The 25678-nt window shown below is 58.2% G+C and carries 30 protein-coding genes; 8 read left to right on the forward strand and 22 right to left on the reverse strand.

Annotation, left to right across the window (positions count from 1 at the left end; genetic code table 11):
• Position 1: 1 nt before the first annotated feature.
• The 7 genes from modB to PSEBG33_RS13735 all read right to left on the reverse strand — a co-directional run bounded on the left by modB (position 2) and on the right by PSEBG33_RS13735 (position 4996).
• On the reverse strand, positions 2-682 hold the full coding sequence (gene modB, locus PSEBG33_RS13760; RefSeq protein ID WP_005788186.1) for a molybdate ABC transporter permease subunit: 681 nt from the start codon (positions 680-682) through the stop codon (positions 2-4).
• Positions 683-1432, reverse strand: coding sequence for a molybdate ABC transporter substrate-binding protein (modA, locus tag PSEBG33_RS13755; protein WP_005788188.1), 750 nt, complete (start codon positions 1430-1432; stop codon positions 683-685).
• 113 nt (positions 1433-1545) lie between these two features.
• A complete protein-coding gene (locus PSEBG33_RS13750) occupies positions 1546-2610 on the reverse strand; it encodes an NAD(P)H-dependent flavin oxidoreductase (protein WP_005788189.1) in 1065 nt (354 codons plus the stop codon).
• 96 nt (positions 2611-2706) lie between these two features.
• Positions 2707-3756, reverse strand: a complete 1050-nt coding sequence (gene ada, locus PSEBG33_RS13745; protein ID WP_005788191.1) for a bifunctional DNA-binding transcriptional regulator/O6-methylguanine-DNA methyltransferase Ada — start codon at positions 3754-3756, stop codon at positions 2707-2709.
• Positions 3757-3831: 75 nt separating this feature from the next.
• Complete coding sequence (alkB, locus tag PSEBG33_RS13740; RefSeq protein ID WP_005788193.1) at positions 3832-4497, reverse strand: DNA oxidative demethylase AlkB; 666 nt, start codon at positions 4495-4497, stop codon at positions 3832-3834.
• Positions 4498-4500: 3 nt separating this feature from the next.
• Entirely contained in the window at positions 4501-4668 is a 168-nt protein-coding gene (locus PSEBG33_RS29555; protein WP_005788194.1) for a hypothetical protein, read from the reverse strand.
• A 25-nt stretch (positions 4669-4693) separates the two neighbouring features.
• On the reverse strand, positions 4694-4996 hold the full coding sequence (locus PSEBG33_RS13735; protein ID WP_003173824.1) for a DUF1883 domain-containing protein: 303 nt from the start codon (positions 4994-4996) through the stop codon (positions 4694-4696).
• A 212-nt stretch (positions 4997-5208) separates the two neighbouring features.
• Here PSEBG33_RS13735 and PSEBG33_RS13730 point away from each other — a divergent pair, with 212 nt between their 5' ends.
• Positions 5209-5559 carry a hypothetical protein gene (locus PSEBG33_RS13730; protein WP_005788197.1) on the forward strand — a complete coding sequence of 117 codons (351 nt, stop codon included), beginning with the start codon at positions 5209-5211 and terminating at the stop codon, positions 5557-5559.
• A 164-nt stretch (positions 5560-5723) separates the two neighbouring features.
• Complete coding sequence (locus PSEBG33_RS13725; protein WP_005788199.1) at positions 5724-5954, forward strand: hypothetical protein; 231 nt, start codon at positions 5724-5726, stop codon at positions 5952-5954.
• Positions 5955-5963: 9 nt separating this feature from the next.
• On the opposite strand, the gene PSEBG33_RS13720 is transcribed toward PSEBG33_RS13725, so the two are convergent.
• The 11 genes from PSEBG33_RS13720 to PSEBG33_RS13670 form a co-directional block, all read right to left on the reverse strand.
• Positions 5964-6245, reverse strand: a complete 282-nt coding sequence (locus tag PSEBG33_RS13720; protein WP_005788201.1) for a hypothetical protein — start codon at positions 6243-6245, stop codon at positions 5964-5966.
• A gap of 145 nt (positions 6246-6390) precedes the next feature.
• On the reverse strand, positions 6391-7362 hold the full coding sequence (locus tag PSEBG33_RS13715) for a fimbrial protein (protein ID WP_005788202.1): 972 nt from the start codon (positions 7360-7362) through the stop codon (positions 6391-6393).
• A 100-nt stretch (positions 7363-7462) separates the two neighbouring features.
• Complete coding sequence (locus PSEBG33_RS13710) at positions 7463-8005, reverse strand: fimbrial protein (RefSeq protein ID WP_005788203.1); 543 nt, start codon at positions 8003-8005, stop codon at positions 7463-7465.
• An 11-nt stretch (positions 8006-8016) separates the two neighbouring features.
• Positions 8017-8496: a fimbrial protein gene (locus PSEBG33_RS13705; protein WP_032803882.1), complete on the reverse strand. Its 480-nt coding sequence runs from the start codon at positions 8494-8496 to the stop codon at positions 8017-8019.
• 29 nt (positions 8497-8525) lie between these two features.
• Positions 8526-9017, reverse strand: a complete 492-nt coding sequence (locus PSEBG33_RS13700; protein WP_032803532.1) for a fimbrial protein — start codon at positions 9015-9017, stop codon at positions 8526-8528.
• A gap of 10 nt (positions 9018-9027) precedes the next feature.
• Positions 9028-9609 carry a fimbrial protein gene (locus PSEBG33_RS13695; protein WP_005788208.1) on the reverse strand — a complete coding sequence of 194 codons (582 nt, stop codon included), beginning with the start codon at positions 9607-9609 and terminating at the stop codon, positions 9028-9030.
• Positions 9610-9627: 18 nt separating this feature from the next.
• Entirely contained in the window at positions 9628-10389 is a 762-nt protein-coding gene (locus PSEBG33_RS13690) for a fimbria/pilus periplasmic chaperone (protein WP_005788210.1), read from the reverse strand.
• A complete protein-coding gene (locus tag PSEBG33_RS13685) occupies positions 10386-12995 on the reverse strand; it encodes an outer membrane usher protein (protein ID WP_005788212.1) in 2610 nt (869 codons plus the stop codon). Before PSEBG33_RS13685 ends, PSEBG33_RS13690 begins: the two co-directional genes overlap by 4 nt.
• 19 nt (positions 12996-13014) lie before the next feature.
• Positions 13015-13575 carry a fimbrial protein gene (locus tag PSEBG33_RS13680; RefSeq protein WP_005788213.1) on the reverse strand — a complete coding sequence of 187 codons (561 nt, stop codon included), beginning with the start codon at positions 13573-13575 and terminating at the stop codon, positions 13015-13017.
• A 51-nt stretch (positions 13576-13626) separates the two neighbouring features.
• Positions 13627-14148: a fimbrial protein gene (locus tag PSEBG33_RS13675; RefSeq protein ID WP_005788215.1), complete on the reverse strand. Its 522-nt coding sequence runs from the start codon at positions 14146-14148 to the stop codon at positions 13627-13629.
• A gap of 507 nt (positions 14149-14655) precedes the next feature.
• Positions 14656-14841: a hypothetical protein gene (locus PSEBG33_RS13670; RefSeq protein WP_005788216.1), complete on the reverse strand. Its 186-nt coding sequence runs from the start codon at positions 14839-14841 to the stop codon at positions 14656-14658.
• A gap of 302 nt (positions 14842-15143) precedes the next feature.
• Between PSEBG33_RS13670 and galU the strand changes: the two genes are divergently transcribed.
• Both galU and gorA read left to right on the forward strand, forming a co-directional pair.
• Positions 15144-15983, forward strand: a complete 840-nt coding sequence (gene galU / locus PSEBG33_RS13665; RefSeq protein ID WP_003173830.1) for a UTP--glucose-1-phosphate uridylyltransferase GalU — start codon at positions 15144-15146, stop codon at positions 15981-15983.
• 105 nt (positions 15984-16088) lie between these two features.
• On the forward strand, positions 16089-17447 hold the full coding sequence (gene gorA / locus PSEBG33_RS13660) for a glutathione-disulfide reductase (protein WP_005788220.1): 1359 nt from the start codon (positions 16089-16091) through the stop codon (positions 17445-17447).
• On the opposite strand, the gene PSEBG33_RS13655 is transcribed toward gorA, so the two are convergent.
• Complete coding sequence (locus PSEBG33_RS13655; protein WP_005788222.1) at positions 17448-18455, reverse strand: DNA-binding protein; 1008 nt, start codon at positions 18453-18455, stop codon at positions 17448-17450.
• 169 nt (positions 18456-18624) lie between these two features.
• On the opposite strand from PSEBG33_RS13655, the gene PSEBG33_RS13650 reads away from it, so the two are divergent.
• The 3 genes from PSEBG33_RS13650 to ahpF all read left to right on the forward strand — a co-directional run bounded on the left by PSEBG33_RS13650 (position 18625) and on the right by ahpF (position 21950).
• Entirely contained in the window at positions 18625-19557 is a 933-nt protein-coding gene (locus PSEBG33_RS13650; protein ID WP_005788224.1) for a site-specific integrase, read from the forward strand.
• 133 nt (positions 19558-19690) lie between these two features.
• A complete protein-coding gene (ahpC, locus tag PSEBG33_RS13645) occupies positions 19691-20254 on the forward strand; it encodes an alkyl hydroperoxide reductase subunit C (protein ID WP_005788226.1) in 564 nt (187 codons plus the stop codon).
• 130 nt (positions 20255-20384) lie between these two features.
• Positions 20385-21950, forward strand: a complete 1566-nt coding sequence (gene ahpF / locus PSEBG33_RS13640) for an alkyl hydroperoxide reductase subunit F (protein WP_005788228.1) — start codon at positions 20385-20387, stop codon at positions 21948-21950.
• 83 nt (positions 21951-22033) lie between these two features.
• On the opposite strand, the gene gloA is transcribed toward ahpF, so the two are convergent.
• Positions 22034-22555 (reverse strand): lactoylglutathione lyase, encoded by a 522-nt coding sequence (gene gloA, locus PSEBG33_RS13635; protein WP_005788230.1) that lies wholly within the window; start codon positions 22553-22555, stop codon positions 22034-22036.
• 177 nt (positions 22556-22732) lie between these two features.
• Between gloA and PSEBG33_RS13630 the strand changes: the two genes are divergently transcribed.
• Positions 22733-23269 carry a DUF4946 domain-containing protein gene (locus PSEBG33_RS13630; protein ID WP_005788232.1) on the forward strand — a complete coding sequence of 179 codons (537 nt, stop codon included), beginning with the start codon at positions 22733-22735 and terminating at the stop codon, positions 23267-23269.
• 111 nt (positions 23270-23380) lie between these two features.
• On the opposite strand, the gene PSEBG33_RS13625 is transcribed toward PSEBG33_RS13630, so the two are convergent.
• Together PSEBG33_RS13625 and PSEBG33_RS13620 are read right to left on the reverse strand one after the other, a co-directional pair.
• Positions 23381-23746 carry a histone-like nucleoid-structuring protein, MvaT/MvaU family gene (locus PSEBG33_RS13625; RefSeq protein ID WP_005788234.1) on the reverse strand — a complete coding sequence of 122 codons (366 nt, stop codon included), beginning with the start codon at positions 23744-23746 and terminating at the stop codon, positions 23381-23383.
• Between the two features lie 174 nt (positions 23747-23920).
• On the reverse strand, positions 23921-25462 hold the full coding sequence (locus PSEBG33_RS13620) for an EAL domain-containing protein (protein WP_005788236.1): 1542 nt from the start codon (positions 25460-25462) through the stop codon (positions 23921-23923).
• Between the last annotated feature and the right edge of the window lie 216 nt (positions 25463-25678).

Genomic DNA, 25678 nt, shown 5'->3' on the forward strand with positions numbered 1-25678 from the left:
ATCAGCTCCAGCCCATCCTGGTTTTACGGCTGGAATAGAGCGCCAGCAATACGAGGAACGCGAACACCACCATGGCGCCGGCCAACCAATGGGCCTGGGCATATTCCATGGCTTCGACGTGGTCGTATATTTGCACCGAGACTACTCGGGTCTTGTCCGGGATATTGCCGCCGATCATCAACACCACGCCGAACTCGCCGACGGTATGGGCAAAGCCGAGGATTGACGCGGTGATAAAACCCGGGCGTGCCAGGGGCAGGATCACTGTAAAAAACGTGTCCCACGGATTGGCGCGCAAGGTCGCGGCTACTTCCAATGGGCGTGTGCCGATGGCGGAAAAGGCGTTCTGCAACGGCTGCACCACGAACGGCATGGAATAGATCACCGAGCCGATCACCAGCCCGGCGAAACTGAATGTAAGCGTGCCCAGGCCCAGCCATTGGGTGAACTGGCCGAAGTAACCGTTGGGGCCCATGGTCAACAGCAAGTAGAAACCGATGACCGTTGGCGGCAGCACCAACGGTAATGCGACCACTGCACCGACGGGGCCGCGCCACCATGAGGTGGTGCGCGACAGCCACAGGGCTATCGGAGTGCCGATGATCAACAGGATCACAGTCGTCAGTGACGCCAGTTTGATGGTCAACCAGATCGCGGAAAAATCAGCACTCGACAGGGGCATTTACAGCTCGTAGCCGTAGGATTTGATAATGGCAGCGGCTTTCGGGCCTTTCAGGTACTCAACCAGCGCCTTGGCAGCGGCGCTGTCCTTGCCTTTGTTGAGGATCACGGCGTCCTGTTTGATCGGGTCATGCATCGATGTCGGAACAATCCACGCCGAACCGCTGGTGACTTTGCCGTCTTTATAGATCTGCGACAAGGCGACAAAGCCCAGCTCGGCATTCCCGGTGGATACGAACTGATAGGCCTGGGTGATGTTCTGGCCCTCGACGAGCTTGTCCTTGACCTGCTCGGTCAAGCCTTGCTTGGCCAGCACCTGGGTGGCCGCCAGCCCGTAGGGCGCGGCTTTGGGGTTGGCGATGGACAGGTGCTTGAATTGATTGTGCTTGAGCACTTCACCTTTGGCGTCCACGTAGCCTGCTGTTGCCGACCACAGCGCAAGGGTGCCGACCGCGTAGGTAAAGCGCGACCCCTTGACCGTCTGGCCTTCGCTTTCGAGCTTCTGCGGGGTAGTGTCATCGGCGCTGAGGAACACCTCGAACGGCGCGCCGTTCTTGATCTGGGTGTAGAACTGCCCGGTAGCACCGTAAGCCGCGACCAGTTTATGGCCAGTGTCTTTCTCGAAGTCGACGGCAATTGCCTGGATCGGCGCGGTGAAGTTGGCGGCCACGGCCACCTGTACTTCATCGGCATGGGCCGAACCCAGCACGAACACGGCAAGCAGGGGGGCCAGGCGCGAGATACGGTTCATCGTGAAGCGACTCCTTGGGCTGTACGGGGCGTTCAGGTAGAAGGCTCTACCGCTATGTATGGGAATATATAGCGGTTGGCCATTGCCGGTACAGTGCAAAGTTGCCGCTGATGTCAGTGGCGCGCGAGTCGGGTCAACGCCTGCTCGGACAATTGACGCGTCAGGTCATAAGTGGACAGGTCTTTGCCAAGCCCCAGTGCCTGGCCCGCCCACAGGTTGCTGAAACCTGCTTCATCCTTGGCCTTGAGCGGCATTAACGCACCACCGGCTTTGGGGAATGCCGGGGCGCTCGGGTTGATCGGGCCGAGCTCCCGCATCACGCGGTTGACGATGCCCCGCGCCGGGCGGCCGGTGAAGAGGTTGGTCAGTGCCGTCTCACTGGCCAGGGCATGGCGCAGCGCGTGGTGGTGAGAGGCGGTGATGCTGGCTTCGGGCGTGAACAGGTACGCCGTGCCGATCTGGACTGCCGAGGCGCCCAGGGCAAGGGCCGCGACGATGCCACGCGCATCACCGATGCCGCCTGCGGCAATCACCGGCACGCTGACCGCGTCGACCATTTGCGGCACCAGTGCCATCAACCCGATCTGGCTGTTCAGGTCATCGCTGAGGAATAGGCCACGGTGCCCACCGGCTTCAATGCCCATGGCAATAATTGCGTCGCAGCCGTGTTTTTCCAGCCAGATCGCTTCCTCAACGGTGGTAGCCGAGGACAGCACTTTGGCGCCCGTGGCTTTTACCCGATCGAGCAAGGACTGTTCCGGCAGGCCAAAATGAAAGCTCACGACTTCCGGGCGCAGTTGTTCCACCAACTGGCACGCCGCGTCGTCGAACGGTGCGCGATTGGACACGGGGGTGGGCGCATCAAAATCGGCACCAAGTTCGTGATAGTAGGGTTGCAGCACATCCTTCCAATGGCGGTCACGCTCTTCATCAGCTACAGGCGGCTGATGGCAGAAGAAGTTCAGATTCAACGGCCGTGTACTGGCCTGGCGGATGACCGTGACCGCTTCACGCAGTTGCTCGATACTCAGCGCTGCGGCAGGCATGGAACCCAGCGCCCCGGCGCGTTGGGCAGCGATGACCATGGCGGTGGTCGTCGCGCCGGCCATTGGCGCCTGGATGATCGGCACGTCGATGCCCAGCAGGTCGAGAATACGGGGGTCTGGCCAGGTGCTCATGGGATGCGTCTCCAGCGTTAGTAGGGCATTTCGCTGTTTTAGCAGGGCCGTTGGCGCCGGGCCACTCTGTTTTATTCACTGGACGAGTAGGGCGTTTTATGAAGGCGGGGTTTCGCGCTTCAGCAACTCACGTTTGCGTTCCACCCCCCAGCGGTACCCCGAAAGCTCACCATTGCTGCGCACCACACGATGACAGGGAATCGCCACCGCCAGGTGGTTGGCACCACAGGCCTGGGCCACGGCGCGAAAGGCGGTGGGCGCGCCGATGTGCTCGGCTATCTGGGCATAGCTGGCGGTACTTCCTACCGGGATTTCGCGCAATGCCTGCCATACCCGTTCCTGAAAGGCAGTGCCGCGCAGGTCCAGAGGCAGATCCAGGCCCAGGGCAGGGGCTTCGACAAAGCCCACCACCTGGGCGACCAGTTGTTCGAAATCCTGATCCGCGCCAACCAACTCGGCCTTGGGAAACTGATCTTGTAGATCGTGCACCAGCTTATCCGGATCATCCCCGAGCAAAATTGCACACACGCCACGCTGACTCTGCGCCACCAGAATTGCGCCCAGCGAGCATTGGCCGACGGCAAAGCGAATGGTGTTATTGACGCCTCCGCCTTTGTAGTCCTTGGGTTTCATGCCGAGTAGCTGGTCAGCCGCTTCATAAAAACGGCTGTTGGCGTTAAAGCCTGCGTCATACAGGGCGTCTGTCACCGACTGCTGCCCCTTGAGGCCATCGCGGACCTTGCGTGAGCGCAGGGCGCTGGCGTAGCGCTTGGGGGTCAAGCCGGTGCCGGCTTTGAACACACGATGGAAGTGGAACGGGCTCAACCCGGCCTGGCCTGCCAGTACATCCAGGCTCGGGGGCGTTTCAGCCTGTTCGATCAGCCGGCAGGCGTCGGCGACTAACTGCGCATGGTAAGCCGCCAGTTGCGTCTGATCGCCCGCAGCGCGTTTGCTGGCACGATAACCCGCGGCTTCGGCCTGGGCCGGTGTGTCGAAGAACTCGATATTCTCAGGGCGTGGCAAACGCGAAGCACTGCTGGGGCGGCAATATACGCCCGTGGTTTTCACGCCATAGACAAACAGGGCATCTGCCTTGGCATCGCGGGCAATGATGGCGGCCCAGCGCGGATCGTGTTCGTTGTTCATGGCCTGCACTCCAGACGGTTCAGGGGCAGATTAAGCGGGTCGCCCACCGGTAAAACTCCGAAGCTTGCGGTCAAATTAGCCGGCGGTGCGAAAGGTCAGGTTGATGCGTTGCGCGCCCATGACCGGATGCTCGCCGGCCTTGATCGGCATCACCCCATGAAAGCGCAGGCGATCAACCCCGCCCCACACCACCACATCGCCATGGAACAGCGAGACTTTTTGCGTTTTGTCACTGCGCTCATGGCCGCCGAACAGGAAAATCGCCGGCAGGCCAAGGGACACCGAGACCACCGGCGCGCTGTAGCTGCGCTCGTTCTTGTCCTGGTGCAGGGACATCTTTGCCCCTGGCACGTAACGGTTGATCAGGCAGGCGTCAGGCAGAAAGTCGCGGAAGCCGGCCTCGGTTGCCGCCGCCATGGCCAGTTGGCGCAACGCATCCGGCATGGCCGGCCAGGGTTGCTGGTTGCGCGGGTCGAGTGGGCTGTAGCGGTAGCCGCGGGTATCGGTGGTCCAGCCCAGTGCGCCGCAACTGCTCAGCGCTGCCGACATGGTAAAGCCACCGGGCGTGACCATTTGCCGAAAGGGGGACTGGGCCAGCACGCGCCGCAACTCAGGTAGCAACCGCTCAATCCAGGGCAGGGCATAGCCCCTTAGAACGTAGGATTCTTCACCGATCTGCTCGCGCCCGGCAGGTTGTTGCAGGGCAGCATCGGCGAACAAATCGGCAGTAGGGCCCGGCATGACTTACAGCGCCTTGCTCACGGTGATGTCGGTAATTATGTCGCTGGCATCGTGAATTTTCGCCAGGGCTTGCTTGGCTTCTTCGACGCTGTTGGCGGTCAACTGGGCAAATTCGAAGCGGCGTTCGCCGTTGAGCTTGTACTTGATGACGTATTTGGTCGTATGGGTCACTGCTTTTTTCCTGTCAGTTGCTGGTTCAGCTCAGCTTGGTGCTGGTGCGACGAACGATGCGGATCTTGTGGGACAGCGCTGGCTTGCGGGTCACGCTGATGGCGCGACGGGTGACCACATCAAGGGTGATGTTCCAGAAGCCGGTGCTGGGTGCAGTGATCTTGGCCGGGAATTTATCGAATGCACCGCCGTGGTAGGTATGGCGTCCGCCATTTTTGAAGCTGCGAAAGTTCGCATCGCTCATCAAGCGGATGTTGCAGGTCTGTGAACATTCGATAACGACAATGTCTCCCTCGTTGAGGTGCTCACGCTGGTGAATGAATTTCATGCGGGTGTCTCCAGAAGGGCTTTTCTGAAAAATCAGAACGATACGTAGGTTAAGATGGAGTTTATCAGCCCCAGCGCGTTTATTATCGGGCCGTCGTCGACGACTTCGACAATTAAAAACAGTTATTTACCGTGTTATCAGAGATAAATCCTACGTTGCTGGGAGAAATTTACCATCCCCGCTGTCGTAGGGTCTTTATCGGAGGTTTTAGTATGAAGTGGAGTGTGTTGGTGCTGGCCTTGGCAATCGCTGGGTGTGCTTCGGTTGCAGATATCAAGCAGACCCCGCCAACGTTGGTGGTCATCTCAGGGAAGAAACCGCAGGAATATGCGGCGTGTGTTGTGCGCAAACTGGAGGCGACCCGTCGGCCGCCGCAGATCGAACCCCATAAAGACGGTATCCAGGTCATCGTGCCGCAGAAGTTTTCGGCGGACCCTTCTGCGATCTTCGAAATCGAAGACCGCTCCAGTGGTAGCAGCATCAAGCTCTATGAAAGCATGTCCAACGTGCCGATCCGGCCGGGCGACGTGAAGAAAGCCGGGGAAGAGTGCATTTCCGGCTGAGGCCGAGGCTCATCCTGAGCTACGAACCCGATAAAAAGTCCAACACCGCGCAGGCGCGGTATGCATCCAGGGCAGGGCATCCGTTAAACTGCCGGGCATTCACTACAAAGATGCCGCTCCAATCTTGGGATTGAGCGGCATTTGTTCTTTCTGGAAAGCCTGTTATGAAACGAGAAATCGTCAAAGCCCGCCACGCCGAAGGTCAGATTGCAGCGACCCATGTCATCCAGAACCCCGCCGACTTGGGCGAGTGGATCGTGTTCTTCAAGAAAAGCGGCGGTCGCAGCTACTTCCTGGTAGACGATCAGGATGAGGTCGAGTCATTCCCGCGGCTGGATGACCTGATTGAAATATTGCGTGGCCTTGGGATCAAGTTCGCCGAAGTGCATCTATAGCGCAACGGCTTACTTGCACACGACCACCACACTGCGACCTTTAAAGTTGCCCACGTCCTGGCCCAGGGTCTTGTCGCTTTCCTTGAGGGCTGGGGTGCCATTGGTGCCGACGATGCGGTAACCGGTGCCGGCACAGGAGGCGTCGGCTTTCTCGTAGCAACTGGCCCATGAGTTGGCCTCGCCCGAGCAGTCGATGGTCAAGCCTTGCTCGCCATTTTTCAGCAGGGTGTCTGAAGTGGTGGTGCAACCGGCCAGTGCCAGTACTGCGGTCAGTGCCAGGATTTTGTTCATAGAAGTCATCATCGAGAAGAAGTGGAGGGCGCTGACACTGTCGTGGGGCGTTGGCGCGGATTATAGCGAACTGCCACCTGGTGCGCAGTCCCAGATACAAGATCTTCGACTGCTCACTCCAGAGTGCCTCAGCCTCGCACCTGTGTCATGGCACTCCCATCACGAGCACTCCGCTGCCGCTTGTGGCCCCGGGGGTGGGGAGGGATCCCGCGCGCCGAGCCAGGGAAAACGTCACGTCATCGCCGCCCACGCTGTTGGTAATCCGGGTCAGGAACGAGCCATTGACTGGCACTGCGGATCCGCCTCGTACAAGGGCAGTACCCACGTTCGGATTGGTCATCATCAGGAGCCGATTATCGAACGACGACGGTATCCCTTTGTAGGTAATGGTGATGGGCGTGGTAATGCCGCCATCCGGGCAGGAATAGGTGAGCCTGCGGTTGACGCGGATGGCGCTCGTGAGGGGGTCGCTGCCGATCGCCCGCTGATTGACGTCACCAAAGTTGATCTCGATCGGGTTGTTATTGTTGATGGTGCAGGTTGACGGTGAGATGGAGAAGTTGTTGGCAGCGGTATAAGTCAGTGCGAGCGCCGTACCGTAGGCGTTGTAATTGTTTGTCTGGTAGAGACGCAAGACCCCTAGGGTGTCTCCGATTCGAATGTCGATAGGGTTTGTCGGATTGTTGCGTATCAAAATATACGGGGTTACGTTGATCGGAACTCCCAGGCTGTTATTGGGCATTGTTGACACACGAATACCATAGGGGACCGGGGTGTTCTGGAATGTCCCGTTTATCCGTAGGCCCGTACCCTGGTTGACGAACTTTGGCCCAGGCGTCCAGGGGGCACCGGCTTGTACACCGGTTGACCAGTAGTCCGTGAGATGAGGCGGGAAACCGGGGTAAGGCGTGAATCGGCATTCCAGGTTCGCCCCCTCAAGAAGAATGCGGGTGGCATCCGAGCCTAGGCGTACGTCTACCGGGACCTGCAAATTCAGGGTTCCGCCGATGTCTATTTGTATCCACGGCCCGCCGTTCACACGGCATTGAGCTGCTTTCACATTCATGGTGATACCAAGCAGTGCAAGAAACACAATGGCGCCATGTAGTCGTTTCATTTTGATCTCTCGTTGATTCTTTGTCCGAGCTCTACCCCGGCGAGCGTTCAGCCCGCCTGTCAACGCGAGCTCGGATAAAGTGGGGATTTGCCAGGCAGGTTTACGGATAGTCCAGCGTGAACGTGGACGTCACTGTGTAGGCACCATGTCCGATGGTCTGCTCCTGGATAGCCCGCGGCTCGCCCTGCACATAGGCCTTGAGCTCGATCACATTATTGCCATCGCTCAACACCTGCCTGTCGCTGACGGTATTAAGTGGCAGGGGGTTGTTAGCCGGCGTCTCCAGGCCCACCGCAATGCCGGAGGCGCCGCTGCCGCCATCGAGCGCGAGCAATCCGGGGAGCTCGGGGTTTTCCCTGCCGCCGAACGTGATCGTGACTGTGTTGCCAACCGTGGTGTCGCAGTCCTCCAGGTGCAGCTTGAAAACCTTTCCGAGTGAGCGGGTGTTGAGGTAGAGGTACTTGCTGGTCAGGTCCCAGAGTTCCAGGGTAATGGCTTCGTCGCCGGGACGAATCGTGCAGGCTTCTTCAACCAGATTGCCTCTGAAACTCAGGTTGTCCGCTGCGTTACCTTCGGCGATCAAGCCCAGGCTCAGTACCAGCGCGGCACAGGCCCAGACCGGGTGGATGCGTTTATATCCCATGGACTCAACTCCTACTGGTATTCGGCCAACAACGTGGCCACCGCGGTAAACCGGGCGGGTGTCAGGGTTGCGCCAGGTTGTTTGACCGGAACCACTTCCAATACCGGTGGCGACGACAGGCTGATTTCCAGCGGGGAGTTCAGGACAAATGGCTGGTTGTTCTGGAAAACCCGGATACCCAGTGCCGGTACGCTGGTCTGTACCGCCGAACTGTCAAACGTTGTCGCGGTACCGTTGACGCTCAACTTAAGCTCCCAAGGCAGCGTGTCGGTGCCACAGTTGATGGTGTAGCCGACGCTCTGGCGGTATTTCACTCCATCGACGCGCTTTACGCCGACATCGCCAAAATCCACTTCAATGGTATTGCCGGCGTCGATGGTGCAGGGCGGGGGCTCGTTCAGTGTTCCGCTGAAGGTCAGGTTGGCCGACACGCCGCTGCAAAGGCTGATGGCGCACAAGGCGAGCAATGCTTTCTGCGGCCAAAAGGTCATGGATCGTTTCTCTTCATGGGTAATCGACTTCATTGGTAATCCACCACCAGAGTGGCGGTCGCATCGAAGGCCCCGCCTGTCAACGTACTGCCGACGCGCTTGACCGGTACCGCCTGAACCACCGGTAAATTGGGATAGGTAAAGTTCACCGCCGTGTTCAAAGGCCAGTCAGTGCCATTGACGAACAGCTTCACCCCAAGGTCTGGCTTGCGGGTCACGAGCACACGACTGTCAAACGCAGCCCCGGTGCCCTTGAGTTCCAGTGTCAGCGCGTTGCTGTACGGCGCATTACAGGTAACGGTGTAGGGCACACCACGGCGGTAGTTGATTCCGTCGATCCTTGAGGTCAGCAGGTCATTGCCGAATGGCACATCGAGCGTACTGCCGCTGTTGATGACGCACGGCGGCGGCGCAATGATCACCGCACGGATGGTCAGGCTGGTCTCGGCCAAAACCGCCTCGCTGACGGCCCACATCAGAGCGCCTATAAACACGGCCCACGAGCCGTTTGACTTCGCCATTTTTCTGCCCTTACTCATAATTGAGCCTGAAATCCACCACGGCCCGGAATGCCCCGCTGGTCAACGGTGCGGAGGTGCGTGTGGGCCGAACGTTCCAGGTCTGGGTGGCGCCACCCAGGGGCAGGAACAAAGGTTCTCCCCGCTGCCCCAGGTTTACATCCCGGCCACGCACATCCGTTAATTGCAGGCCCATCCCGGTAATGCCTTGCACTTTGACCAGGCGTGGATCATCGGCATCGGCCGGAGCGAGGAACGCGACCGACAGCACCGGTTGAAAGGCACTCCACGTCAGATTGCCTGTGCGTTCACTGCGGATGCTGCCGGCGGTGCGGTGGCAATCGGTGAAGCGCAACTGGAATGCCACTGACCTTGCCTGATCGCCAGGACGACGCAGTTCGCTGGTGGAGACGTCGCCCAAGTCAATGGTTTGATGCACCGACGTCATCTCCAGGTTGCAGGGGGTTTCATGCATTGATCCGGAGATATTCAGTCGTCCGCTCATGCCTTCTATATCGTCTCCATCCTGGGCCTGCGCGCTCCCGACAAGGGCCAGTAACAGGCCGCCCAAGACCTTCACATAGTGCGATTTCATGGCTGACTCCGGTCGGTATTACTGTGTGAGCGGGGCTGCTTGCAGGTTCACCTTGCACGTCTCGCCACTGCAGGTGAACGCCAGCAGCGGCCGCCCGCCGTAGTCATTCACGTAGGCCAGATAAGGCGATGTTCCGAGGGCCTTGGCGGTCGGGCCCAGGGTCAGCGAGCTTTTGGGTGGCACCATCAGCGGTTCGAAACCTGACACGGTCTTGCCATCCTTGGTGCTGCGTGCATCCACCAGGGTCACGAAATACGGCGTTGGGTTGTTCACCTGGTAATGTTCGCCCTGCCGTGAAAGGGTCAGCTTTTCCTGCCAGGGGTTGGACAGATCTTGCTGGGTCGGTGTGATGGCTTGCGGTCGATAGAACAATTTGATCCGGGTTTGCAGCGCGATTTGCAGCGTGTTGGCCTTGTCGCTGCGCGGCGGAATTTCCCGCAGGTTGAAGTAGTAGACCGTCTCCCGATCCTGCGGCAAGGATTTGGCCGCGGGCAGAGCCTGGACCTTTACCTGGCTTTGTTTGCCGGGCTCCACACGCTGCACCGGTGGCAGCACGATCAAGGGCGCGGTGATTTTCTGACCCTGTTCATCCTCAATCCATCCTTGGGCCAGGTACGGCAACTGCGTGTTGTTGTTGGTGATATTCACGCTGGTGGCGTCCTTGCCTCCGTCAAAGATCACGCGTGTACGGTCCAGGGCAATCGCGGCGTGGGCGCTTTGGCTCAGGCTGAAGGCCAGCAATGCGATGGACGAGAGGGTGAGGCGTGTATTGAGCATCATGAGGATGTGTTCTCCGTGGCGGTGTGCTGGCCGGTCAGCTCGGACGGCGCGGGCGAGGTTTGATCAGTGGCTACCATTCGGCAATCCAGTTGCAGGGCATGGGTCAAGCCATCAGCCGGCAAATCCAAAGGCAGCGTAAGAATGCAGCGCGAACTTTCTCCCCAGGTGACGAACATCTGCTCACCCGCCTGGATGCCGCTGAGGTACACACTGCCGCCATCATTCACAATGCCGGTGTCCTGCTGCTTGGCGTTCTTAACCGTTGCGCCGAAGGGCGGTGTACTGCCATCCGGCAGGCGCAGTACCGCCATGGCTTTCTCACCGGAAATCACTTCCAGGGATCGGTAGCCGATGGCACCTTCGGTGAGCGTCACTTGCGTGACAGATTGTGTGGCTTCGACGTTTTTCGGCAGGCGCTCCAGATCCACGCTGGCCGCCGTACGCTGGTAGCTGCTCAAATCGGAAATCACTGCTTTACCAAAGGCGTTGCTGCGCGTCGGCGTGCCGTAACCGCGCATTGGCACATCGGCTACACCGCCGGTATCGACCATCAGACGCGTGCCGCCCATGCTGCTGGTTCGATGCAGTGCTGCGCCGTGGGGCGTGAGGGTGCCGCCACCGCGGGCCGACATGCTCAGGCTGGTGTTGCCCTGTTGACGGCTGGCGGCCAGCGTCAAGTCAGCCTGATCACCCATGTGGCTCAGGTAACCGCTGGCGGAATTGTCACTCGCACTGAGCTGGTAGCTGTTGCGTTCATCCAGGCGATCGCTGTAGCGCGTTGAAAAGCCGCTCTTGCCTGCAGTTCTATTTGCGTCCAGCGATAACGTGCCACTGCGTCCCAGCGGCAGGCTGACCGTCAGCGCCATGCCGTTATCCTTATAGTTGTAGTCCTGGGTGCGATAGACATTCAGGGACAGGCTCAGATTCTTGACCGTGCCGACATTGAAGTAGCGAGACACCGACAAGTTCCAACGCTGGCTGGACGGCCGCGACCAGTAAGTTTGTTTGTTGTAACCGGCGTACACCGTGGCACCCAGGTCGCGAAACTGTTTGTTGATCGTGGCGGTATACAGCGCCTTACTGCCCCCTATAGGTTTGAATTCGCCAGCGTATTGACCCAACTCGTCGTATTTTCCGCGCCCTGCGAGTTCGCCGTTCATTCCATAATGACGAGCATCCAGGTATTCGCTCATGCTTAAGAAGTTCTTATCGGAAAACCGATAACCTGCGAAGGTTACTTGGCTGTCGTATTGTTCGAAGTTCTTGGAGTATTGCAGGCGATAGGATTTACCCGAGAGGGTCTGATTCCACACGTTCGCATGGGACTGGGTCACATCCAGGGATAATGCTCCTAACACCAGCAAGTCACGACCTGCACCGACAGTGGCCGCATGGTAGTTGTTATCGGTAATGGCGCCGCCGAACAACGACCAGCCGTTGCTGATCCCCCAGGAGAATTCGCCGGTGCCGAAAAAGTCACCGTCAGCCCCGTATTGAAGATCGGAAGGCCGTCCGGTCGCGAGTTTGTAGCGGATTTGCCCGGGGCGCGTCAGGTAAGGAACACCGGCGGTGTTGAGCTTGAAGGTTTGCACCGAGCCGTCCTGCTCTTCCACACGCACATCCAGCGTACCCGTGACGGCGTCGTTGAGGTCCTGAATGCGAAAGGGGCCGGCCGCCACCAGGGCTTCATACAGCACGCGGCCTTGCTGGCTGACGACGACCCTGGCGTTTGTCTTGGCAACCCCGACAACCTCCGGCGCATAGCCGCGCAAGTTCGGTGGCAGTTGGCTTTCGTCCGAATTCAGCGCGGCACCGGTAAAACGGAAGCTGTCGAACAGGTCCGAGTAAAGGTAGTTCTCGCCGACCACCAATCGGGCCTTCAGCGAAGGAATGGCACGGTAAGCGTAGTAGCGGCTCCACTCCAGCTTCTGCTCCCCGGCGGATCGGTCCCTCGCGCTGTCGACGCGTCCCTGCCAATCGGCACGCAGGCGCCAGGCCCCGGCATTGGCCCCCAGGGTTCCGTTACCGCTCAGGTGATTGCGTGTACTTTGGTTTTTCTGGGCGTTGGACTGTGCCGTCAGGTTGTAGTCAACCAGTAATCCTGGCACTCCCTCATCCCAGCGCGCGGGTGGATCCCAGTTGAGGGCGCTGTATTCAAGGTAGGCATGGGGCAGGTTGATGTTCAGCGTGGAGGTGGCCAGGTCAGCACTCACCTCTGTGCCTGGCAGGCCTTGGGTATCCAGGCACTCGCCGTTTTTCCACGCGATGAGTTTGGTAGCATCCGACGCCTTCAGCCCCAACAGTTCCACCAGGCCAGGGGACAAGCATGCCTGGCTGCCCTTGGGATCATGCTCGGGAGGGTAGAAAGCCACCGTTTGCTCGGAAACAGGCTGGCCATTGATCTGCACAAGCATCGTGTAGGTGCCGGGCAGAATGAAACCGCTACGGGCGAAGCGGGACAAATCAATATTGGTGCGATCATTCAAATCAAGCACGTCGGTATTGAATTCGATATCCCCGGCGCCCAACGCGGTTCCGGCCAGCGACATCAGCCCGCCTACCAGGCTGGGGCGAAGCGTATTTTTGATCTTCGACGTATTCAGCATGAAAGCAACCCATCAATGTTCAAAAGTATTCCAACCTGAACCGCACTGCGACCCGGTGAGCCCCCGGTGCCAGTGGCAGCCCGTTGCCGACCAGCCGAAGCGTGTAGTGCAGTGTCATGTCACCTTCAGCCAGGGGGTGCGGAGCCATGGGCTCGCCCGGCACACTCTCTTGGCCAGCCGAATCCCAGATATGAAAGGCAGCCCCCTGTGAGTCTCCAAAGGCGGCAAAGGAGCGGCCGTCCCTGTCGCGAGGGCCGTCGAAGGTCACCCGCAGATGCTCCCAATCAGGCAGCGTGGCCCCGGGCCGCGACGGGTCCGGGCGCGTCAAGGAGCAATTGACCAGGCGTAATTCGAAGGGGTGTGGCTCGCCCAATGCATTGCGCAATAGCCTGCCTATGGGCTCGGGTGTCATCTCGATGGACTGATCGGCACTGACCAGTTCCAGCCCGCATGCGGAGTCGACGATCACGCCACCCAGCGTGACAATGCCTTCGCCCTGAGCAGGTGGCTGGGCGAAACTCCAAGGACTGATGAACATCGTCAACGAGGAGGTGACTACGAGGTTCAAGAATGTTTTCACCGGTATCTCCCACCCGTCCCCCCGTCACCCTCAGGTGGCGGGGGGAACAACTTACTGATAGGCCAAGGTGAAGTTGGTGACGGCGCTGAAATCACCGGGGACGATGTCGCCGGTAGCCGCGCCTTGAACGTAGGCACCGAATTCCAGGGTGTTATCACCCGTGGAAATGGCTTGCGGGGTTGTCGCGACGCCCAGCTCAACGGGTTTGCCGCCGTGGGTCATCATGATGCCGATGAGGCCTGCACCACCGACGGTACCGATTGCACCTGGGACATCGTTTGAGGGGGCGGCAGTGAAGGTGGTGGTTACCGTGTTATCGGTAAGGTTCGTCAGGTCGCAGCCCTCCAGTTCGATTTTCACGCTTCGGGCTTCCGACTTGCCGCCGGCCTGCAATTGATGCTTTGCGATGGCGCCGAGGTTAACGGTCTGGTCGATGGATTCAGGCTTAATGGAGCAAGCACCCGAGTGGACCGATCCGAGGAAGGTGACTGTTCCATCTGCGGCATGAGCTCCTGAGATCGAGCCGGCGAACAGCCCAAGGGTAAACAGCGCAGTTTTAAACTTAGTTTTCATTTGCAGACGCCCACATAAAAATGTCATTGAAAAGTCCCGCCGCTATTGGGTCTGGGACTGACGGTTTCACCGCAAAAGTGGCGCCCGGTAAATCCCGATGTCGTCAGCCGAGTCGGCCTTCTGATAATCAGGTTTTCCAATTAATTGCATTGCAATCAGGCGGCACGTTTGAGGCGGAAATGATTGTGTGGCTTTGCACTGTTGAAGTAAGTCGGCGCATTCGTTTAGTGGTGTAGCCGTAACGTGTAGTGATATATAGGAAGGATATGGCAATTTGCCAAAAGTTTTATTTTGACTGTAAGAGTTGGACTACATGCCGCCAAATGAGAATGCTTTAGTTGGGGTTTTGGATGTAAGAATGGGATTACGCGAATTGAAAAACAATAGTCGTTTACCAGGCGAAACAACTAAGTGTCGGGGGCGCAGAGGTCGCAGGGCGCCGACAAAAACAGACGTCCACAAAAAAGCCCCGTCGACCGGGGCTTTTTTGTGGCGGTGTGGCGAGGCTTACTTGTTTTTCGGACGCTTGCTCGACGCGTGGCCTGCTTCATCCACAAACACCTCGGCTACTGCAATGGCTTGGCTTTCGGTCGCGAATGCTCCAGCAACGCTGTCGCCGTGAAAATTGATCAAGTGCCAGCCGTCTGCACGCTGGGTGATCAGGTAGCCGTTTACACCTTTGGGTTCTGACATCTATTGGGAATCTCATGGTCTGGTACAAGGCGCCCATGATACCGCCAAAAGCCTGGGGTAGCGCGCACGTTGTTGCAGGTCCGTGCTGGCAGGCGAAAAGCGTGCTAAAACAATTGCAGATGTTATAAGCAGGGTGCGTTCTGCCTGACCGTTGATGAAGCCCTTTGCAGGATCAGCGGAACTTACTGCGCCATTTTTTCTCTATGATGACATCGCAACGCCAGCAGGAGCCATTGTAAGGTGACTGCGGCCTGATTAGACTGCGCCGAATTCCGTACGCACAGCCCTTTGTAAGGACTCATATGATCAAGAAATGCTTGTTCCCAGCAGCCGGTTACGGCACTCGCTTCTTGCCAGCGACCAAAGCCATGCCCAAAGAGATGCTGCCGGTGGTGAACAAGCCACTGATTCAGTACGGCGTGGAAGAAGCCCTGGATGCCGGCCTGAACGAGATCTCCATCGTTACCGGCCGCGGCAAACGCGCCCTGGAAGACCACTTCGACATCAGCTATGAGCTGGAAAACCAGATCAAAGGCACCGACAAGGAAAAATACCTGGTCGGTATTCGCAAACTGCTTGACGAGTGCTCGTTCTCCTACACCCGTCAGACTCAGATGAAAGGCCTCGGCCACGCTATCCTTACCGGTCGCCCGCTGATCGGTGACGAACCGTTTGCCGTGGTTCTGGCGGATGACCTGTGTGTGAACCTGGAAGGTGATGGTGTGCTGACCCAGATGGTCAAGCTCTACCAGAAATACCGCTGCACCATCGTTGCGGTGATGGAAGTCAACCCAACCGAAACCAACAAGTACGGTGTTATCGCCGGCGACGATATTGGCGATGGCTTGATCCGCGTGCGTGACATGGTCGAGAAGCCAGCGCCGGAAGATGCTCCGTCGAACCTGGCGATCATCGGTCGTTACATCCTCACCCCGGACATCTTCAAACTGATCGAAGAAACCGAGCCGGGCAAGGGTGGCGAAATCCAGATCACCGATGCGCTGTTGAAGCAAGCCAAAGACGGTTGCGTAATTGCCTACAAGTTCAAAGGGCAGCGTTTTGACTGCGGTGGCGCCGAAGGCTACATCGAAGCAACCAACTTCTGCTACGAGCACTTCTACAAGACTGGCAAGGCCTACTGATTTACACTTGCCGCACTGTTTCAAGAGAAAGCCACCTTCGGGTGGCTTTTTCGTTTTTCAGCCCCATGTAAGTCGGTATGCTGGTGTTCTGCCGAGGAGAGTGAAATGGCCTACGATTTTGATCTGTATGTAATTGGCGCCGGTTCCGGCGGTGTTCGTGCGGCGCGCTTTGCCGCAGGCTTCGGTGCCAAGGTGGCTGTTGCGGAAAGCCGCTATCTGGGCGGCACCTGTGTGAACGTCGGCTGCGTGCCGAAAAAGCTGTTGGTGTACGGCGCGCATTTTGCCGAAGACTTCGAGCAAGCCAGTGGCTTTGGTTGGTCATTGGGCGAAGCGAACTTTGACTGGGCAACCCTGATTGCCAACAAGGATCGCGAGATCAACCGTCTTAATGGCATCTATCGCAACCTGCTGGTCAACAGCGGGGTGACCCTGCATGAAGGTCATGCGCGTCTGGTAGATGCGCATCAGGTAGAGATCAACGGCGAGCGCTTTACTGCCAGGTACATCCTGATCGCTACCGGCGGCTGGCCGCAGATCCCGGAAATTCCAGGGCGTGAACACGCGATCGGTTCCAATGAGGCGTTCTTTCTTAAAGAGCTACCCAAGCGCGTACTGGTGGTGGGTGGTGGTTACATTGCAGTGGAATTCGCCGGAATTTTCCATGGTTTGGGTGCCAACACCACCTTGCTGTATCGTGGCGACCTGTTCTTGCGCGGCTTCGACGGTTCGGTGCGCACCCATCTGAAGGAAGAACTGACCAAGCGCGGGCTGGACCTGCAGTTCAATGCCGATATCGAGCGTATCGACAAGCAAGCCGATGGCAGCCTCAAGGCCACCTTGAAAGATGGCCGCGTGCTGGAAGCCGACTGTGTGTTCTATGCCACCGGCCGCCGCCCGATGCTGGACAACCTGGGGCTGGAAAATACCGGCGTGAAGTTGGACGAGCGCGGCTTCGTTGAGGTGGACGATCTTTACCAGACCGCCGAACCATCGATCCTGGCCATTGGCGATGTGATTGGTCGGGTGCAACTGACGCCGGTTGCCCTGGCTGAAGGCATGGCTGTGGCGCGGCGCCTGTTCAAGCCGGAGCAGTACCGTGCGGTGGATTACGCCAACATCGCAACGGCGGTGTTCAGCCTGCCGAATATCGGCACCGTCGGGCTGACGGAAGAAGACGCGCGCAAGCAAGGCCACAAGGTGCAGATCTTTGAAAGCCGTTTCCGGCCGATGAAGCTGACCTTGACCGACTGCCAGGAAAAGACCCTGATGAAACTGGTGGTCGATGCCGACACCGACAAGGTCTTGGGCTGCCATATGGTCGGTCCGGATGCAGGCGAAATCGTGCAGGGGCTGGCGATCGCGCTCAAGGCGGGCGCGACCAAACAGCATTTTGACGAGACCATCGGCGTGCACCCGACGGCGGCCGAAGAGTTCGTCACCATGCGCACGCCTGTGGCCGATTGATCAGGATGGTTGTGCTGTTTCTGGCGCCGTTGCAACGGCGGCGGCCAGGCGCAGCGCGTCGATGCTGGCCTGGGCCTTGATCAGGTCCAGTTCCAGTGCCTTGTTGCGCTGCTGATTTTCAAGTAGCGCCTCCTGGCGTGCCTGACTGTCCAGTGCTGCAACCCGCAGGCGCTCCTGAAGCAGGGCGCGCTCGCTGTCGATCTTGCTCAGATGCTCGTTGAGCTTGAGTTGTGCGGCCTGATCTTTGCGGCTCTGATCCTGCAATGCGTTCAGTTCCTTGGTGGTTACTCGCTGCTCAATCAGCAGGCGTTCATTATCGCGATGCAGTTGGGTGATTTCATCCTGGCGTACGAGTGCGCTTTGCTGAGCCTGACGCAATTCGGCTTGAATCTGCTGCAGCTGGCCTTCATGGCGACGCTGCTCTTGCTCGCGCTGTTCTTTTATCGCGTTGCGGTAATGCTCAAGCGCGTCGCGTGCGTGCAGGTGTTTCTCTTCCAGTGAGCGAATCTGCTCGTCTTTGTCGTTGATCCGCAACTCGTAATCACTGCACGCCTGGCTCAACCCGGCGTTACGGGTTTGCTCGGCTTGCAGGCTGGTGCTGGTGGTTTGCAGCGCAGCGCTTTCTTCCGCCAGGGCTGCGGCCTGGATATCAAATTGCTGCTTGAGCTGAGTGTGTGCCTCTTCAAGCGCCTCAACCTGGGCGAGCAGGGCGGTTTTCTGCTGTTCAAATTGCGCCAGCGCCAAGTCAATCGGCTCCTGAGCCTTCTCTTTCAAACGCTGGGCCAGGCGTGCGACCAGCTCGCCGAGCTCGTCGTCAATCGGCGCCTCGGTAATGGTCAGCCGGGTTTCACTTTCGTCCAACTCTTTCAAATAGCGATGAATGGTGGTTTTCGAGCCGGTATTACCCATCTCGATCCGTACTGCGTCGATGCTGGGGTTTTCACCGCGGGCAAGGATTGCCAGGCGTGCCGTCTGAACTACTGCTTTGTTTATGCCGCCGCGAGCCATGGAGTCTCCGTCGATTTAGTACTGTGGTACATGGTATGTATATACGTACTATAACACGTATAAAAGCTCGTTGAGATTCATGATTTAAGAGATGGGATATTGGCGTATTATCCCGTGTCATAACGGTTTTAACCGCCACTTCCCCTGACAGCAGTACGAAACGACACCCATGAGCGACCTGGATCGATATATCAACGCTGCGACCCGCGATAACACGCGCCGCAGCTACCGTGCGGCGATCGAGCACTTCGAAGTGAGTTGGGGAGGGTTCCTGCCGGCCACCAGCGACAGCGTGGCGCGTTATCTGGTGGCGCACGCCGGAGTGTTGGCGGTAAACACCTTGAAACTGCGGCTTTCGGCACTGGCGCAGTGGCACACCAGCCAGGGCTTTGCCGATCCGACGAAAGCGCCCGTGGTGCGCAAGGTGCTCAAGGGGATTCGTGCCGTACATCCAGCGCGCGAGCGGCAGGCTGAGCCTTTGCAGCTACAGCATCTTGAGCAGGTCGTCACTTCACTGGCGCTTGAAGCAAGCCAGGCCCGCGAAAACCAGGACCCGCCCCGCTTGCTGCGCGCCAAGCGTGATACTGCGCTGATCCTGCTGGGCTTTTGGCGGGGGTTTCGCAGTGATGAGCTGTGCCGATTAAGTATTGAACACGTCCAGGCTGTGCCCGGCGCCGGGATCAGCCTGTACCTGCCGCGCAGCAAAGGCGATCGGGAAAACCTGGGCAAGACGTACCAGACGCCGGCGCTGCTGCGCCTGTGCCCGGTGCAAGCTTACAGCGACTGGCTCAGCGCCTCGGCGCTGGTTCGCGGCCCGGTCTTTCGCGGCATCGACCGGTGGGGCAACCTGGGCGAGGAGGGGCTGCATCCCAATAGTGTCATCCCATTATTGCGCCAAGCCCTGGAACGCGCAGGCATCCCCGCCGAGCAATACACCAGCCACTCCCTGCGGCGCGGCTTTGCCACCTGGGCCCATCGCAGTGGCTGGGACTTGAAGTCGCTGATGAATTACGTCGGGTGGAACGACATGAAATCCGCCATGCGCTATGTTGAAGCGACGCCATTTCTCGGCATGACCCTGGCGACCCAGCCGCTGATTTGAAATTTCTTCTATTAATACCGCCACTTGATAGAGAAAGCCAATCGTCAGCATCAGGTTTGCCAATGGGCCATCGACCGAAAGAGTCGGTAGGATTCATCTCATCAACTTCTTAACCCCTGACGGAGAGTCAACGATGCCTATCATCAACAGCCAAGTAAAACCGTTTAAAGCCACCGCTTTCAAAAACGGCAGCTTCCTGGATGTGACCGACGCTGACCTGAAAGGCAAGTGGTCGGTAGTGTTCTTCTACCCAGCCGACTTTACCTTCGTTTGCCCAACCGAACTGGAAGACCTGGCTGACAACTACGCCGAATTTCAGAAGCTGGGCGTCGAAATCTACAGCGTGTCCACCGACACCCATTTTGCCCACGCTGCCTGGCACAACACTTCGCCAGCCATCGGCAAAATCCAGTACACCATGATCGGTGACCCAACCCTGACCATCTCCCGCAACTTTGACGTGCTGATCGAAGAAGCTGGCCTGGCTGATCGCGGTACTTTCGTGATCAACCCGGAAGGTCAGATCAAGATCGTCGAACTGAACGACGGTGGTGTTGGCCGTGATGCTTCCGAGCTGCTGCGCAAGATCAAGGCTGCTCAATACGTCGCTGCCCACCCAGGCGAAGTGTGCCCAGCCAAGTGGAAAGAAGGCGAGGCTACCTTGGCTCCGTCCCTGGACCTGGTCGGCAAGATCTAAGTCTGTGAAGACGTATCAAGGGCGGGAATCCGCACCTCAGTAAGCTGCATCCGCCCTCGAAACGCCCGGGCGAGATTCGCTCGGGCGTTTTTTTGTCTGCAATAAACCGAATGAACAGGAAATCGCCCGTATGTTGGACGCCAATCTTAAAGCTCAGTTGAAGTCATACCTGGAACGGGTCACCCAGCCGATCGAGATCGTCGCCTCCCTCGACGACGGCGCGAAATCCCAGGAAATGCTCGCTCTTTTGCAGGACGTTGTCAGCCTGACGACGTTGATTACCTTGAAAACCGATGGTGATGATGCGCGCAGGCCATCGTTCTCCATCAACCGCCCGGGTGCCGATATCAACCTGCGTTTCGCCGGCATCCCCATGGGCCATGAATTCACTTCGCTGGTGCTGGCTCTGTTGCAAGTCGGTGGCCACCCGTCGAAGGCCAGTGTCGAAGTGATTGAACAGATCCGCGCCCTTAAAGGCGAGTTCAGCTTCGAGACATACTTCTCGCTGTCGTGCCAGAACTGCCCGGACGTGGTCCAGGCCCTGAACCTGATGGCGGTGCTGAACCCCAATATCCGTCACGTGGCCATCGACGGCGCGCTGTTCCAGGCCGAAGTCGACGAGCGCCAGGTCATGGCGGTGCCCAGTGTCTACTTGAATGGGGTGAACTTCGGCCAGGGCCGCATGGGCCTGGAAGAAATTCTTGCCAAGCTCGACACTAGCGGTCTCGAAAAAGCCGCCGAGAAAATCAGTGCCAAAGAGGCGTTCGATGTATTGGTTGTCGGCGGCGGCCCAGCCGGTTCCTCGGCGGCCATCTACGCAGCCCGTAAAGGTATCCGTACCGGTGTAGCGGCTGAACGTTTTGGTGGCCAGGTGCTGGACACCATGTCCATCGAGAACTTTATCTCGGTACAGGAAACCGAAGGGCCGAAACTGGCCATTGCGCTGGAAGCGCATGTGCGTCAGTACGACGTGGACATCATGAACCTGCAACGCGCCAGCAGCCTGGTGCCGGCGAAAAATGCCGGTGAGTTGCATGAGATTCGCTTCGAAAGCGGTGCGACCCTCAAGTCCAAGACCGTTATCCTGGCCACTGGCGCCCGCTGGAGAGAGATGGGTGTGCCGGGCGAGCAGGAATACAAGGCCAAGGGCGTGTGCTTCTGCCCGCACTGCGATGGGCCGCTGTTCAAGGGCAAGCGCGTTGCGGTGATCGGCGGCGGTAACTCCGGTGTGGAAGCGGCTATTGATCTGGCCGGGATCGTCAACCATGTCACGCTGCTTGAGTTTGACAGCAAGTTGCGCGCCGATGCGGTGCTGCAACGCAAGCTTTACAGTTTGCCGAACGTGGATGTGATTACCAGCGCGCTGACCAGCGAAGTCAAAGGCGATGGCCAGAAAGTCACCGGCCTTGCCTACAAGGATCGCGACAGTGGTGAGTTCAAGACTATCGACCTGGAAGGTATCTTCGTGCAGATCGGTTTGTTGCCCAACACCGACTGGCTCAAAGGCACGGTGGAGTTGACGCCTCGCGGCGAGATCATCGTGGATGCCCGTGGCGAGACTTCACTGCCGGGTGTATTTGCGGCCGGTGACGTCACTACCGTGCCCTACAAGCAGATCGTCATTGCGGTGGGCGAGGGTGCCAAGGCCTCCCTGAGTGCATTCGATCACTTGATTCGCACATCAGCCCCGGCATAAGTGACACGCGAAAAACCAAAAAAGCCCCATGAGCAATCATGGGGCTTTTTTATTCCTGCGTACTGCGCGAGACGCGCCGCGTGTTACATCGGCGCCGGCTGGATGATCTCGACCCAGTAACCATCCGGGTCCTTTATGAAGGCCAGGCTCTTCATGCGGCCATCCGTCAGGCGCTTCTGGAAATCGCAGCCCAGCGCTTCGAAACGCTCGCACGCAGCGACGATATCCGGTACCGAAATACAGATATGGCCAAAGCCACGCGGGTCGGTATTGCCGTTGTGATAGGCAAAGTCGGCGTCGTTTTCGGTACCGTGGTTATGGGTCAGCTCAAGGATGCCCGGAATCGATTTCATCCACTGGGTGCGCTCGGCGGCGTCGGCCGGGATTTGGGCCTTGTCCACCAGGGCGAGGAAATACAGGCTGAATTCGGCTTCCGGGAAGTCGCGCTTTTCAACCAGGGAGAAACCCAGCACGCGCGTGTAGAAGTCCAGCGATTTGGTGATGTCCTTGACCCGCAACATGGTGTGGTTAAACACAAAGTTTGCAGTGGCGGTGTCAGGCTGGGCAGTGACGCCCGGGAAGGTGTTCAGTTCGTGCAGGCTCATGGGCCCTCCAGAAAAATGGGGCAAAGCGGTCCCTTGGCGTGCGGCAAGCATCCGTGCTGCCGGCTCATGATACGCAAGGGCTACCTGCCGCGCCAAATGAAAAAACGCACGCGGCCCTTGCGAGCGGCGGGTCTGGGGCCGCAAACTTTGCGGCTTGAACCCTGGGCGTTTTTCATAATGATCGAGTTTCGTAAATCGCTGTTGAGTACGTTGTGCCTGATGCTGGGGAGTTCGTTCGTATTGGCGGCCGACCCGGAGATTCATTGGCCCAGCGGCTGGCAGGTCGAAGAAGTCATACCTGACGACGAAGTCCCCGCGAAGGCTCAAACAGTGTCTCGCCAGCGCGCGATCAAAAATGATGAAAACGGCGCAACCCTGATGGTCATGGAGTTGACCGGCACGCCAATTGAGCCCGGGCATAAAGTTAATCTTCCAAGCGTGTTACTGGAGATGCGCAAATCGATTCAGAAAGATTTCGCCCGGGGCGGTTATCAAAGCGTGTGCAGCAAGATGCATCCTACGACACTGAGTCGCCTTGAAGCGTTGGAGACTACTTGCGTGATAACCGAAAACGGACGGCACGTGTTGTCACAAACATTAGTCGGCGCGGTGGATACAGATAAGGCCTATGTATTTTCTTACGCGGGCCAGGCGCAAGCCTACGAGGCGAGCAAGGACGAAGTCAGTTCGGTGCGTAACAGCCTGAAACTTTGAATCGGCCCATTTTAGTGGTTTTGAACAAAATGAACGGCTGGTTAAGTTCGATTTCGAACCGTCAACTGCAAAAAAGCCCCGCATGTGCGGGGCTTTTTTAGTGTGGGGTGATTAGCCGCGCAGCCAGGAATCTACTGTGGCAGCGCCGTACTCTTCTTTCCACGCTTTCAGGCCGCGGTGGTTGCCGCCTTTGGTCTCGATCAGTTCACCGGTATGCGGGTTGTGGTAAACCTTGACGACCCGTGCACGGCGCTGCTTTGGCGCTGCGGCGATGGTTGCACCCGCCTTGCGCGGGGCTGGATCAAGAATGGCGATGATATCGCGCAGACTTTTGCCGTAGCTGTCCATCAGCTTTTTGAGCTTTTCTTCGAATTCGATTTCTTTCTTCAAGCCTGCGTCGTTCTTCAAGGATTCCAGCTGGGCCAGCTGCTCTTGAAGGGCTTTTTCTGCTGCGCGAAATTCGGCGAGTCTGGACAAAATCTGTACTCCAATAGTGTAGTGGCTGATATCAACTGCAGACAAAGCTATAAGCCAGGAACGTTAACACGACGTCAACGAAGAAGACCCTTCTGCGAGTTCTGCACAGGCAGAAAAATTGTAGTAGTTAATCCCTCTGGAGTAAATCATGTCTTCTGTCCAAATAACAATCTTTCATCGGCTGCCTAACGATTTAATGAACTCATCGCAGGGTAGCGGCTTGCCGAACAGGTAACCTTGTAAGAAATCCACACCTTGGGCGACGAGGTATTCACACTGTTCTGCTGTTTCCACGCCTTCGGCAACAATGCCAAGGTCAAGCTTGGCTGACAGTTCTATGATGCTGTCCAGAATATGCCGTGACAGTGCATCCACCCCAATCATGGCGACAAAGCTCTGATCAATCTTCAAGTAGTCGACATTGAAGTTGCGCAAGTAACCGAGGCTGGAATGGCCGGTGCCGAAGTCATCGATCGCGATCATCACCCCCAACTGATGCAGGGCGTCAAACAGGCTCCGGGTGGTCTCGGTGGGCTCGATCAGTTCGCGTTCGGTCAGCTCCAGTACCAGGGTGACCTGGCCGGGCGGGAAGGCCGCGAGAAACTCCTGGCAATCGTTCACCAGTTCAAGGTCCTGGCAATGCCGCGCGGTAATGTTCACGCCAATATGAAACCCGGGGTTGAAGCGTTCGGCATGGGGCGCCAGTTGCACGGCGGTCTGGCGCAGCAGGGCGCGGGTCATCGGCACGATGAGGCCGGAGTCTTCGGCCAGGGGAATAAACAAATCTGGCCGCACCAGCCCCTCTTTGGGATGTTTCCAGCGCATCAGCACTTCGCAACCGGCCCACTGACGCGTATCACCGCGCACCACGGGTTGGAAATACGGGATAAATTCGTTGGCGCTTAATGCACGTTGCAGTTCGTGGGTGGGTGCCGACGAGCGTTTTTGCAGCCAATGGGCGAGGATGCCAGCCAGCACACCAAAGAACGCCACCAGGCTGAACACCGCCGGATAGCGGGCCTGCATATAACGCCAGGTTTCTCCGGCAGGCATCCCGGCCTCGACGCTGTAGTGATAGCGCGCGGATGCAAGGTGATGATGGGCTACGGCAAACACGGGCACTGCGTCGTTATGCACTTTGCCGTCGGCATCCAGCCAATTGGGCCCGACTTGCAAGATCAGGTGGGCGTAACGACTGATCAGGCGCAAGGCATTGGTGAGGTGGTAGCTGTCGATCGAGGCAAACGCGCCTCGCTCACCCTCCACCAGGCGGTAAACCAGTAACGCAGTATCTGGCGTGACAGGGTTGCCATTCATCAACCACAACCGGCCATCTACATAGTCGTCCGGGTTGACCGGCGATTGGTAGTCGCCGCCAAACAGTGAGCTGCAATAAATGTTTTTCTGCCAGGACAACGTGGTGGCGCGTACGAACGGCCGGCGCGTGACTTGTTCGCGCAGCGCCAGTTTCGCCGCGTTATCGCACGGCTTACCTGCCAATGGCAGCAAATCCCGGGCGGCGAGGGCGGTATTGTCGAGCATCAAATCAAACTGGCGCACTGCTTCCTGAGCTGTTTGTGTGGTGCTTTGTTCAAGTGTGCGTTCAGCTTGCCAGTAAAGAATCGCGACCCCCAGCAGAATCGGGAGCAGTCCACAGGTTGCGCTGATGACGTAACGTGTGGCTCGGCCTCGTGGGCCTTTGGAGGTCAGGGGCATAGGGACAGTCAGTCGCTGAAAAAAGAAGGGTATGTGCCGATGATAGATGGCATTGCCCAAGTACGCTCGCTACCGATTGTTGATTCTGGGCTGAGGGCCTATTCACGCGTGTCCCGGGTGCTCAACCAGCCGGCGCGCTTGCTACAAACCTCTTGCACGAAACAGGGCAATGGGGATTTGATAAGAGTACGGACAAATCTGTTTACGCTGTGTAGA

This window comes from Pseudomonas synxantha BG33R, from assembly GCF_000263715.2.
Taxonomy (GTDB): Bacteria; Pseudomonadota; Gammaproteobacteria; order Pseudomonadales; family Pseudomonadaceae; genus Aquipseudomonas; species Aquipseudomonas synxantha_A.

Excerpts from the sequence above, each read along its gene's own strand:
- PSEBG33_RS13675 (WP_005788215.1), bottom strand. The coding sequence starts at position 14,148 with ATGAAAACTAAGTTTAAAACTGCGCTGTTTACCCTTGGGCTGTTCGCC.
- modA (WP_005788188.1), bottom strand. The coding sequence starts at position 1,432 with ATGAACCGTATCTCGCGCCTGGCCCCCCTGCTTGCCGTGTTCGTGCTG.
- ahpF (WP_005788228.1), top strand. The coding sequence starts at position 20,385 with ATGTTGGACGCCAATCTTAAAGCTCAGTTGAAGTCATACCTGGAACGG.
- galU (WP_003173830.1), top strand. The coding sequence starts at position 15,144 with ATGATCAAGAAATGCTTGTTCCCAGCAGCCGGTTACGGCACTCGCTTC.
- PSEBG33_RS13700 (WP_032803532.1), bottom strand. The coding sequence starts at position 9,017 with ATGGCGAAGTCAAACGGCTCGTGGGCCGTGTTTATAGGCGCTCTGATG.
- gorA (WP_005788220.1), top strand. The coding sequence starts at position 16,089 with ATGGCCTACGATTTTGATCTGTATGTAATTGGCGCCGGTTCCGGCGGT.
- PSEBG33_RS13670 (WP_005788216.1), bottom strand. The coding sequence starts at position 14,841 with ATGTCAGAACCCAAAGGTGTAAACGGCTACCTGATCACCCAGCGTGCA.
- alkB (WP_005788193.1), bottom strand. The coding sequence starts at position 4,497 with ATGCCGGGCCCTACTGCCGATTTGTTCGCCGATGCTGCCCTGCAACAA.
- PSEBG33_RS13730 (WP_005788197.1), top strand. The coding sequence starts at position 5,209 with ATGAAGTGGAGTGTGTTGGTGCTGGCCTTGGCAATCGCTGGGTGTGCT.
- PSEBG33_RS13685 (WP_005788212.1), bottom strand. The coding sequence starts at position 12,995 with ATGCTGAATACGTCGAAGATCAAAAATACGCTTCGCCCCAGCCTGGTA.
- PSEBG33_RS13750 (WP_005788189.1), bottom strand. The coding sequence starts at position 2,610 with ATGAGCACCTGGCCAGACCCCCGTATTCTCGACCTGCTGGGCATCGAC.
- gloA (WP_005788230.1), bottom strand. The coding sequence starts at position 22,555 with ATGAGCCTGCACGAACTGAACACCTTCCCGGGCGTCACTGCCCAGCCT.
- PSEBG33_RS13705 (WP_032803882.1), bottom strand. The coding sequence starts at position 8,496 with ATGACCTTTTGGCCGCAGAAAGCATTGCTCGCCTTGTGCGCCATCAGC.
- PSEBG33_RS13720 (WP_005788201.1), bottom strand. The coding sequence starts at position 6,245 with ATGAACAAAATCCTGGCACTGACCGCAGTACTGGCACTGGCCGGTTGC.
- PSEBG33_RS13695 (WP_005788208.1), bottom strand. The coding sequence starts at position 9,609 with ATGAAATCGCACTATGTGAAGGTCTTGGGCGGCCTGTTACTGGCCCTT.
- PSEBG33_RS13630 (WP_005788232.1), top strand. The coding sequence starts at position 22,733 with ATGATCGAGTTTCGTAAATCGCTGTTGAGTACGTTGTGCCTGATGCTG.
- PSEBG33_RS13620 (WP_005788236.1), bottom strand. The coding sequence starts at position 25,462 with ATGCCCCTGACCTCCAAAGGCCCACGAGGCCGAGCCACACGTTACGTC.
- modB (WP_005788186.1), bottom strand. The coding sequence starts at position 682 with ATGCCCCTGTCGAGTGCTGATTTTTCCGCGATCTGGTTGACCATCAAA.
- ahpC (WP_005788226.1), top strand. The coding sequence starts at position 19,691 with ATGCCTATCATCAACAGCCAAGTAAAACCGTTTAAAGCCACCGCTTTC.
- ada (WP_005788191.1), bottom strand. The coding sequence starts at position 3,756 with ATGAACAACGAACACGATCCGCGCTGGGCCGCCATCATTGCCCGCGAT.
- PSEBG33_RS13715 (WP_005788202.1), bottom strand. The coding sequence starts at position 7,362 with ATGAAACGACTACATGGCGCCATTGTGTTTCTTGCACTGCTTGGTATC.
- PSEBG33_RS13725 (WP_005788199.1), top strand. The coding sequence starts at position 5,724 with ATGAAACGAGAAATCGTCAAAGCCCGCCACGCCGAAGGTCAGATTGCA.
- PSEBG33_RS13655 (WP_005788222.1), bottom strand. The coding sequence starts at position 18,455 with ATGGCTCGCGGCGGCATAAACAAAGCAGTAGTTCAGACGGCACGCCTG.
- PSEBG33_RS13710 (WP_005788203.1), bottom strand. The coding sequence starts at position 8,005 with ATGGGATATAAACGCATCCACCCGGTCTGGGCCTGTGCCGCGCTGGTA.
- PSEBG33_RS13735 (WP_003173824.1), bottom strand. The coding sequence starts at position 4,996 with ATGAAATTCATTCACCAGCGTGAGCACCTCAACGAGGGAGACATTGTC.
- PSEBG33_RS13690 (WP_005788210.1), bottom strand. The coding sequence starts at position 10,389 with ATGATGCTCAATACACGCCTCACCCTCTCGTCCATCGCATTGCTGGCC.
- PSEBG33_RS13650 (WP_005788224.1), top strand. The coding sequence starts at position 18,625 with ATGAGCGACCTGGATCGATATATCAACGCTGCGACCCGCGATAACACG.